The sequence below is a fragment of the Verrucomicrobiota bacterium genome, from assembly GCA_016871535.1.
Lineage (GTDB): Bacteria > Verrucomicrobiota > Verrucomicrobiia > Limisphaerales > SIBE01 > VHCZ01.
Genome location: VHCZ01000224.1, coordinates 1 through 10,011 on the forward strand (window position 1 = coordinate 1; position 10,011 = coordinate 10,011).

General features: G+C 61.7%; 8 protein-coding genes and 1 pseudogene. 4 read left to right on the forward strand and 5 right to left on the reverse strand.

Annotated features, from left to right (window positions below; translation table 11 throughout):
* Window positions 1–225 precede the first annotated feature (225 nt).
* From FJ398_21630 to FJ398_21640, 3 genes and pseudogenes are all read left to right on the forward strand, one after another.
* Window positions 226–411 (forward strand): hypothetical protein, encoded by a 186-nt coding sequence (locus FJ398_21630; GenBank protein MBM3840513.1) that lies wholly within the window; start codon window positions 226–228, stop codon window positions 409–411.
* A complete protein-coding gene (locus FJ398_21635) occupies window positions 408–977 on the forward strand; it encodes a hypothetical protein (GenBank protein ID MBM3840514.1) in 570 nt (189 codons plus the stop codon). Before FJ398_21630 ends, FJ398_21635 begins: the two co-directional genes overlap by 4 nt.
* A 32-nt stretch (window positions 978–1,009) precedes the next feature.
* A pseudogene (locus FJ398_21640) lies at window positions 1,010–2,323 on the forward strand (hypothetical protein).
* Between the two features lie 1,117 nt (window positions 2,324–3,440).
* On the opposite strand, the gene FJ398_21645 reads toward FJ398_21640, so the two are convergent.
* The 3 genes from FJ398_21645 to FJ398_21655 all read right to left on the reverse strand — a co-directional run bounded on the left by FJ398_21645 (window position 3,441) and on the right by FJ398_21655 (window position 8,393).
* A complete protein-coding gene (locus tag FJ398_21645; GenBank protein ID MBM3840515.1) occupies window positions 3,441–3,779 on the reverse strand; it encodes a PKD domain-containing protein in 339 nt (112 codons plus the stop codon).
* A 36-nt stretch (window positions 3,780–3,815) separates the two neighbouring features.
* Entirely contained in the window at window positions 3,816–5,219 is a 1,404-nt protein-coding gene (locus tag FJ398_21650) for a UTP--glucose-1-phosphate uridylyltransferase (protein MBM3840516.1), read from the reverse strand.
* Between the two features lie 339 nt (window positions 5,220–5,558).
* Window positions 5,559–8,393 carry a hypothetical protein gene (locus FJ398_21655; protein MBM3840517.1) on the reverse strand — a complete coding sequence of 945 codons (2,835 nt, stop codon included), beginning with the start codon at window positions 8,391–8,393 and terminating at the stop codon, window positions 5,559–5,561.
* 15 nt (window positions 8,394–8,408) lie between these two features.
* On the opposite strand from FJ398_21655, the gene FJ398_21660 reads away from it, so the two are divergent.
* Entirely contained in the window at window positions 8,409–8,888 is a 480-nt protein-coding gene (locus tag FJ398_21660) for a hypothetical protein (protein MBM3840518.1), read from the forward strand.
* Here FJ398_21660 and FJ398_21665 read toward each other — a convergent pair.
* Both FJ398_21665 and FJ398_21670 read right to left on the reverse strand, forming a co-directional pair.
* Window positions 8,864–9,598 (reverse strand): glycoside hydrolase family 5 protein, encoded by a 735-nt coding sequence (locus FJ398_21665; protein ID MBM3840519.1) that lies wholly within the window; start codon window positions 9,596–9,598, stop codon window positions 8,864–8,866. The two genes, FJ398_21660 and FJ398_21665, sit on opposite strands and share 25 nt — an antisense overlap.
* Complete coding sequence (locus FJ398_21670) at window positions 9,586–9,687, reverse strand: hypothetical protein (GenBank protein ID MBM3840520.1); 102 nt, start codon at window positions 9,685–9,687, stop codon at window positions 9,586–9,588. Before FJ398_21670 ends, FJ398_21665 begins: the two co-directional genes overlap by 13 nt.
* Window positions 9,688–10,011: the final 324 nt, after the last annotated feature.

The window sequence follows — 10,011 nt, forward strand, 5'->3', positions numbered from 1 at the left end:
CGGGGCGGGGCGGCGCCTGGCCGGCTGCGGCGTTGCTCGTCGGTCACAGCCCCAAAACGGGGATGCTCCCTCCTCGCGCCTTGCATCCGGCCAGGCGGCGCTCCCGCCAAAACCGGAAGTTATTTTTGCACAGTCCCTTAACTGAAGGGTCACCCCTGGGCTGAGTTTAAGGTTGTGAGAGACGGCGAATTGGCGTATCGGACATTCATGGATGCAGCAAGCGCATTGGCCAAGCAGATCGAGCGCTACCGCAGCATGACCGGAGAGCAGCGGCTGGCGGTTGCCTTGGAGTTGCACGAGATGTCCTGCGATATTGCGCGCGAAGGCATCCGTCGGCAAAACCCAAAGGCGGATGCCGCTGAAGTCGAACGCCTGCTGCGTCGCCGCCTCGAACTTGCGCGCGGCGCATGAGCGAACGAGAACTTCTGGTGGATTGTTTGCGCCGGCTGAACCGGACCGGCGTGACGTACTATCTCACTGGATCGATGGCGAGCAACTACTGGGGAATTCCGCGCACCACGCACGATCTGGATTTCGTCGTGCAATTGCCAACGTCCGCCGTGCCGCGCATTCTCCAGGAATTCAGCGGTGATTTTTACATCGAGGAAGCCGCCGTGCGCGCCGCCTACCGGCCGCCACACCAGTTCAATGCCATCGACACGCGCTCTGCGCTGAAAGTGGATTTCTGGCTGCCCAAGCCCGAGCCGTTCGACCGGGAAATGCTCCGGCGGCGCGTCCAGGTCACGCTGTGGAGCGAGCCCGCGTGGATTGCCTCGGCGGAAGACGTCATCCTGCACAAGCTCATCTGGAATCGCATTACGCCGTCTGACCGGCAGCTTGGCGACGCGGCGGGCGTGGTGGCCGTGCAAGCCGATGCGTTGGATAAGAGTTATCTGAAGCAGTGGGCGAAGGAACTAGGACTCACCGCCGAATTGGAACGCCTCTTAAGCGGCGAAATAAAACTGAAGAACACTTGACCCTCCGCTGTAGTGCATCCCATAAGGAAAGGATGCAACCTCTCTGGCCAGACTTCTTGCCTTCCCAATCCAGTCCCAGCCACCTCACCGTCAGCCGCCGGCAGGCGCTTGCCCGCACCGCCCTGGGCGCGCTGGGCTTGAGCGTGGTCGATCTCGGCCTTGCGCCGTCGCTTTGGGCGGCCGAACCGCCAGCCTCCGCGCCGCGCGAACCGCTCAACCGCTTTCCCCGGATGGTTCAGGAATATTTCGTAAGCCGGGTTCGCGCCGCGCTGGAGCAGGGTTGGGAGCGGCAGAAACACTTGCGCACCAAAGCGGAGGCCGAAGCGTACGTGCAGTCGGTCCGTGAAAAAATTCGCGCGAGCTTCGGTCCGGCGCCGGAGAAAACGCCGCTTAATCCGCGAGTCACGGGCGTGGTCGAACGGGACACGTACCGCATCGAGAAAATCATTTTTGAGAGCCGCCCCGGGTTTTTGGTGACGAGCAATCTCTATGTTCCGAAAGGGCGAAAATTTCCGCTGCCGGGCGTGGTCGGGTCCTGCGGCCACTCGAACAATGGCAAAGCCAACGAAGCGTACCAATCCTTCGCTCAAGGTCTGGCGCGGCAAGGCTACGTGGTGCTGATTTTCGATCCCATCGGCCAGGGCGAACGGCTGCAGTATCCGAACGAAAAACTCGAATCGCGCATCGGCGTCGGCGTCCGGGAACATCTGTATGCGGGCAATCAACAATTCCTGATCGGCGAATTCTTCGGCGCGTGGCGCGCCTGGGACGGCATTCGGGCGCTGGATTACCTGCTCACACGCGAGGAGGTGGACCCGCGCCACGTTGGGGTCACGGGAAATTCCGGCGGCGGCACGCTGACAACGTGGCTGTGCGGGCTAGACCAACGCTGGACCATGGCGGCGCCGAGTTGTTTCGTGACCAGCTTTCTGCGGAATGTGGAAAATGAACTGCCTGCCGACACCGAGCAATGTCCGCCGCGCGTGCTGGGCCTCGGATTGGACCACGAAGACTTCATCGCCGCGCTCGCGCCGAAGCCAGTAATCCTTCTCGGCAAGGAGAAGGACTACTTCGATGCGCGCGGCCTCGAAGACGCGTTTCGCCGGCTGAAACGGCTCTACGCTTTGCTGGGGGCAGAAGAAAGCATCGGCCTCTTTCTGGGACCGACTTATCACGGTTACTCGCAGGAGAACCGCGAAGCGATGTATCGCTGGTTCAATCGCGTCACGGGTGTGTCCAACGCGCAGGCCGAGCCGCAGTTGACCCTCGAGAAAGACGAAACGCTCTGGTGCGCGCCTAAAGGCCAAGTCTCTGAGCTCGGGTCCAGGACGGTGTTCTCGTTCACGCGTGCAACGGCTGTTGAAATGGAAAGGCGCCGGCCGGCATTGACGGGACCGAAGCTTGCCGGCGCGGTCCGGGAAATTCTGAAGCTCGGCGGCGCAGAGAATATGCCGAATGAATCGCGCTTTGGCGCCGTGAACGTCCCCCTCTCCCGTCCTGCGGACACCCTTTCCCCCTCCGAGGGGGAGAAGGATGGGGTGAGGGGGATCGTTCGGCGAGAGAGTGTCGGGAGGACGGGAGACGCGATCGCTCGTGGAGAGCGCGCGCCGGAGTACCGGATCATTCGGCCCATTCGCAGCCGCGCTTTTCCGAAGAGCCATTTCACCACTTACGCCGTGGCGACCGAACCCGGAATCCACGCGCTGGTTTATCGGTTGTCCGATCAGGCGCATCATTCGCGTCCGCCACAAGGCCCGACGCGCGCCGTGTTGTATGTCTCGCATCATTCGAGCGACGCCGAGCTCCGGACCGAACCGCTCGTTCGCGAACTGCTCGCAGCCGAGCCGGCGTCCGAATTCTACGCCTGCGATGTCCGGGGCATGGGCGAGTCGCGGCCCAATACGTGCGGCGACAACAGCTTCCTCGAACCGTACGGCAGCGACTACTTCTACGGGATCCATTCCCTCATGCTGGACACGCCGTATGTGGGTCAGAAAACTCACGACGTGCTCCGGGTTGTGGACTGGCTGGAGAGCGCCGGCATCAAGGAAGTTCATCTTGCCGGGAAAGGATGGGGTGCGATTCCGGCGGCGTTCGCGGCGCTTCTGGCGGATCGAATTGTTCAGGTCACCTTGAAGAACGCGCTCGCGTCCTACGCGGAGATCGCGAAGAGGGAGGATTACGCGTGGCCGTTGTCCTCGTTTCTGCCGGGTGTTTTGCGCGAATTCGATTTGCCGGATTGCTATCGGGAACTCGCAGCCAAGAAGCTCCGGCTCGTCGAACCGTGGAACGCACTCAGCCAAGCTGGCGGGGTCTGACCCAGCGCTAAAGCGGCGCTTCGCCCGGGGGAGCACACGCGCCTCGCGTGTTCCGGCTGGCGCCTCGCCAGCCGGAATGTTGTGGGAAGCCACAGGGAGCGCCGTTACTGGGTCACCGACACGCGATTGTCCTGGATGCGGATTTTCAAACTGGTGGTGTTGTTGGCCTCGATGAAATCACGAAGCGCCGGTTCGGCGCGGCGCCGCTCGTGCCGGTGCGCACACTGCCGTCCTGGGCTGGATTCAGGTCTGCCCAGTAGGACGCAATCAGGGCGTTGGGCGCCGCGGCATTCGGCAAGTCGATGTTCGCCGCGGAGGCAAGGCCGGAACTTGCGAAGCCGATCAGGCCATTGGCGCCCACAAACAACGTTCCCGTGACCGTCAAAGTCGCGGTGAATCGGCCGGGCGCATGATAGACGTGAGTGAGGCTGCGCTCGCTGCTGTGCGCCGTGCCATCGCCGAAATCCCAATCCCAATGGCTGATGTTGCCGGAGGATGCCTCCGTTCCCTCCTGTGAAAACTACACCTCGCCTTCGCAGTTTGCGTAAGTCCCTTCCGGCAACGGGCGGGCTTCTGCGTCGCGATTCGCGATCTTCACCTTGCCCTGGAATCGGACGCGACCGCTAAACAGGACCGGCCCGCGGACCACCAATTCCTGGCAATCAATCAGGGACGGCACGCCGTCGCGAAGCTTGTCGTCGAACTGATCCATCAGTTTGTAGTGATCGCCGTCCAGGTCGATCGTCGGCGGGATGCCTTGGCGCGACGGCGCCAGGACCATTTGCTGGTCGTCTGTGAGAACGTAAGCGTCCGAACGAAGGCCGAGGAGATCGGACGTGGTCTTGACCGGCGCGAACCGGCTCCGTGGCACGACGATGGCGCCGGCGTCGTCGAAGCATTCAATCGCGGCGCCCATGGCGGTCTCCAGTTGATAAACCTTGGGTGACGATTTGAGACGCGGGTCCACGGTTTTTTCGTTCCGAATCACCGGCAACGGGATGAAGCCGTCGAATCGCTTGAGCATGAGGTCCAACACGTCCAGGCGAATCCAAAGATTGTTGGTGTTGAAGAAGCGATGGCGCTGGACGTCCTCGAACGCGGGAAGATCGAAGTCCGGGCATTGAGCGCGTTCGCGCAAGATGAGTTTCCCTTGCGCCCGCGCCAGATGGCCGCCCTTCCGATCGGCGGCGGTGCGTTCGGCCACTTCCATGAGGCACGGCCAGCCCGACGCGGCGAAGAAACCGAGCAAATTCAGATCGAGCGTGGCGCCGAGGTTGTCGGAGTTCGACACAAATAGGTATTTCACACCCTCGTTCAAGAGCCGCTCCTGCCAGCCGGACACGACCAGCGATGGATAGATGTCTCCGTGGCCGGGCGGGCACCATTCCAAGTCCGGATCTTGGGGCCACTGGACGGGGCGCAGCGTGGCGGCATCGACCTTGGGCACCCGGCTCTGCATCAGCTCCAAGCTTTGCGGTTCGCCCAAATCCGCGTATCGGCGCAGGAACGCGAGCGTCTCGCGGCTGGTATTGAAGCTGTTCATCAGCAGAAGCCGCAGCGTCACTCCATGCCGCCGGCGTTGGTGAAGAATCTGGCGTGCGATGATGTCCAGGAAGGTCAAGTCGTCTTTGACTTTGAGCAGAGACTTCGGGCCGTCCAATCCCATGCCGGTGCCCAATCCGCCGTTGAGCTTCAGCGCGACCGTTTGCGAGAGCAGGGCGGGATCGGCGCAAGTTTCCCGAATGTCTTCGAATCTCAGCAAGTCCGCCACCGGCTCGATGCGGCTTTCGCGAATTCGGATGAGTGCCGTTTGTTCACCCAGGAGCGTAGAGTAGTTTCTCTCGAAGGCGCGGATAGTGGGGCCGCCCAACCCTGCGCCGCGCATCTTGGATTCGAATTCGGCAAAGGGATTGGCGGGGGGCATAAGGTTGTCGGACTGACAAACTAGATCAAAGCCCGTTGCCGCGGGCAAGACCGCAGCGGGACCGTTCCTCGGCGCGCATCTCTGTCTTCGAGCGAGGAGCGCAGGCTTTCGAGCCTGCGGGTTCACGGTGCTTTCCAGCGCCGTTTCGCGAACCGCGCGGGTGGGGACTGGAAAGTCCCCGAACCGGCAGGCTGGAAAGCCTGCCCCACAACGCCGCTCGCCGCGCGGAATCCAAAACCAAGGCCGTGGCAATTCCCGATTCGGATTTTGCCCATTTGCTCATTCTGCTTTGTCTCGGATTTCGGATTTCGATTTTTCTTGAGTGAAGACGCGCGCGCATCACTTGCGCAGCCGGTAGAACCGCGGCGACGCGGACGGCTGAACGACTTGCGGGTTGGTCGCGCTGGGCACGTCGGTCCAGGGGCCGGTCACGTCGTTTGCCACCTGCAAAACCGCCGGCCCCAACCAGGAGACCGTCAAATTGCCCGAGGCGGCGCGCGCAATGCCCGTGATGCGCAGGAGATCATTCTCGCTGGAGTAACTCGTGACGACCTCGCCGCCGGGCAAGGACCATTCGCGCGCGAAAGGGCGAAACATGCCAAAGCCCGCGAAATCTCCCGCATCCTTTCGATTCCACGCGACCACGAATGCCGACTGGCTGCCGTCGATGGCTTCGGGCAACCCGACACCCTGGTTGAGTTTGACGTCAAGGTGCCCCGCGTGGTCGTAGCCGTAGCCGGTCCACGGAACGATGCGCGAATAATCCGCGCCCGGCGTGCGGTCCTCGAAGTCGTCCGCAAGACGCGGCGGGCCGGTGAACAGGACGTTGTCGAACAGCGCCTGATAAGTCGCGTTCGTGCGCTGCATGCGGACGTTGAGGGCCAGATCGACGAAGGCATTGGGATCAAAACCTCCGCCAGCCGGAGAGGAAACAAAATCTGCGAGCGAAGCACGGATGCTGTCCCACCCGTTGGCGCCGGGCTGGTAGGGCTTGGTGAATTCCACCCAGTGACCGTTGATATCCTTGACCTGCATTTCGAGCACGCACGGCAACCGGCTTTCTTCTTTGAAAGCAAAAGCGAAGAGGTAATTGGTCCAGAGCTTCCTGTCCGCGGGCAAGGCCCAGGCGTTGGTCAATCCTCGAATCAACCCGAACCCGGAAAACGCTCCTGCATTTGCCGCGTTGGTCACGACCAGGAACGCGGTCTGGTTGGCCTGGTCGTCATTGCCTTGTTTCACGATGCCTTGAGAAAGAATCCGCGGGCTGTTCGACTGCGCATACGTATAGCTGAACCACGGTTTGAACGGCAGCAAATCCTCGCCGCGGTCGCGCCCTTCAAAGCTATCCAACAGGTCGGACGTGACCACGTTTGGAGCGGTCTCCACGCGCGCGGCCCACGTGTACGGTCCGGCCGCCCCTGCGGGCACCACTCCGGAAAACACGTGCCGGCCCGTGCCGGATCGAGTCAAAAATGTGTTCGCGGCCACGACCTGATTTCCGGACAAGAGTTCCAGGACGAGGTTGTAGTGCTGCTCCGTTGACCGGAGTGAATCCCAAAGCGCCGTGCGGCCAAACGGAGTCGTGTCGCCTGGCAGATACGCAGGCAATTCATCCCATTCGAGAGCGATCTGATAGTTCTGGCGAGGAACCAGTGCGGTGGTCGGCGGGGCCACCGGGCGCACGCCGAGCGATACGCGCACGGGCAACCACGCTTCACTGATTCTTGCGCCGGCGTGTTCGAGCCAGGCGTGAAAGGCGTATTCAGCGCCAGCCCGCGACGACACGTAGAGCGGATCGTTGAGATCGGCGTCGGGAATGCGGAGCCGGAGTTCGTGCGTTCCCTTCCCCTTGAGAAGGGCATTGCCTTCGGCGGTGGCGAAGACGCGGTTTCTCAGGCCCACGCGCTCCAGATTCATGAAGAGCTTCAATCCCGTGGCCAACGGGATGTCGTAGCCCATCGAAACTCCGAACCCGACGCCGGGCAGGATTGCGGTGGGCGCCGACTCGAACCAGAGCTTCGCGGGGCTTGAATTGATCAAGGATTCGTCGCGTCCGTCGCGGCTTGGGTAGGCGTAAAGCAGCACATAATCGTCGCCAGCGAGAGTCAGGCCAACCTTGCCGGACGCGTCCGAAGTGAGAATCCCGCCGGAGGTCAGATTCTCCACGACGCGGCCGCTCAACAAAGCCGGCGCGGATATCATGACGGTGGCGCGATTCGTGTGCTCGTTGAGCAACGAAATCAGGATGCTGCCATTCCGGCAAAGCCGATAATCCGGGCGGTTATTTGTAGGCGATGATTCAAAACCCGGCGTGGCGCCGCTGACCGCGAGGCCAAAGATGGAACTCATGCGCGCGATCCAGTCCGGATTCCGCGCATAGTAAGCGTTGAATTGTCCGGGCAAGTCCGCGTTCGCATGAACGTGAACGCCGCTGGCGAGCACGCCGTCGAGGATTGTGTCCAGATGTCTTGGATTCATCTGCGTGCACCGGGAGAGCAGCAGCGCGGGCGCATTCGAGTAAGCGCCGCGCTCGAATTGCGCGTCGTCGATGATGCCGGGCTGGTAGCCGGCGCGTTTCAGCGCGCCCCAGATCATGGCGTGTTCCTGATTGGCGCGCGGCCAGACCATTTCGGCGTTGGTGCTCCAGAAGAATTGCACGTCCGGCGCCGGGTTGGACGAGCCGCCGAGCAGATTCTCGATCCGGATATCCGCCATCCGGCGCAGCATTCCCAGGACGTTTCCATAAACGGGATTCTTCGGGGTGCGATCCTGGTTCACGATGCCAAAGCCGCGTTCGCGGAGAAAGTAGCCCTGGGTGAACTGGCTCCGGTCGTTCCAGTGAAACAAATGGACGCCCATCGCGCCGGACATGAGGGATTCCCAGATCGTGCTCGGAATGGCCTTCGGCTGGCGTTCGGCAGCGCCGTCACCCAGCGAATCCTCGGTGCTGCTGTGGCCGGTTTCGGAAATCATGATCGGCAGCCCGGTCAAGGCTTGATACTTGGCGACGCCAAAGTCCGCCGAGCGCAGTTCGCTGCCGAAGGAGGCCCAGGCATAATTGTTCACGGACCAAAAATCAAGCGGCGCTCCCGCGGCGGCGCAGCGTTCCACGATGGTCTTGCCATCTTCCGCCGTGTTGTTGGCGTCGTTGCCGTTGAAGATTCCGCCCGCCATGGAATACGTCTGGAGATGATTCGGATCCGCCCGCCGGGCCGCGGCGGCGCCCAACGCGATGAAATCGCCGATGCTCGTTTTCCGCCATTCGATCAGGTCGTGATACCCGGGATCACGGTGATCGGGCGGGTATCGCTTGGGAATCTCGACGGCGTCGAAGCCGGCGAAGGCGGTTCCCCAATTGGCGTTGAGCGTGTTCCGAGCACGTCGAGCGGCTCGCCGGGACGGACTCGCCCTACCGACGATGGGTTCATGAGCGTGGGCATGAGCCTGAAACCAACGAAACTTCCGATGAATCGGCGGTGGTTTGTAGTCCCGCCTTTAGGCGGCCCCGGCGCTCCCGGCCGGCTAAAGCCGGGAGTACGTGCGTGGAGTTCCGCGAAACCATTTCCAACAGTCGCTGCATGGCTCAACGCTGCAATACTTCTATTCGCTCGCCTCCGTCACGGCGTCAAAGCGCCGGGATCGGATCATTTCAACCATTTCACCCGATAGTACGCGCCGCTCAGTTGAGCCGCTTCCGGATCCGCAAACGCCATTTGGGGGGTGGTCAGAGTCTGGGTCGAGATCGCGGTCCAGTTGATCGGTCCGCTCAGCGAAGCGGTTCGTTCCACGACGTAGGTTTTTCCGACGGCGCCATCAAATTCGAGAGTGCCGCTCGCCGGGACGCGCAGTTTGATCGGAGGAAACATCGCTTCGCGCAATTCCGGCGGATCCGGGCGTCCGTCTTTGATGTAATGGAAGCCGGATTTCCAGTCCCACATGGCCCAGCCCAGTCCCTGTTCGTCCATCGTCGCGCGTATGTCGCGATAATAATTCACCCGTGAAGTCGGGTCTGTAGATTTGGAGTAGCAGCCGAATTCTCCGACGTAAACCGGGCGTCCCCATTGTTCGGCCCAACGCTTGGCCCGCAGGAGCCGGCCGCGAAACGCGAAGGTGCTGCTCGGATTGAAGGCGGTCGGTTTGGCATTGTATTCCTTGAACCAGGTTTTGACCCAATCGTGCTGGATGCTGGAGTGCGGTTGCAGGGGCGTCAGCGGCGGCCCTGGGAAGATCACTCCGACCGTCGCGGTGTCGGGCAAGGCCCATTCCGCGCCTTGATGCGTGAAATAATAGGGATCGTAAGAATGCACCGTGGCAATCACGTTCAGATCATTGTTGGGAAGCAGAAGCCCCTGCCCGTTATCCAGGCTCAGTTCGTCCAGGCTGTTGTAGTTGCCGGGCCGACGAAAATGGTTCGGCTGGGATTGGTGCCGCGGATGCGGCGAATGGCCTCGGCGTAAATCTTGTTCATGACCGCGGTGGTCGCGGCATCTCGCGGTTCATTGAGCAATTCGAAGGCGACGGTGGCGGGAGCATTCGCGTAATGCTGCGCGACCTGCTGCCAGATGGAGTACGTAGTTAGGGTTCCCGGTTGAGCTGTTACGGCTCAGAGATGCAACCGAAGGCGTAAACTCACGATTACATTTTACGTTTTACGCATGAGGACTTAGTGGTCCGTTTCGTAAATACGCTCACGTTCGTTGCGCCCAATTTGGCCTGGGGCAAGGCGCGACGAGCGAGCATCCCCCGCCAGTGGGGCTGTGACCGAGGAGCAACGCAGCCCCAGGCAAAATTC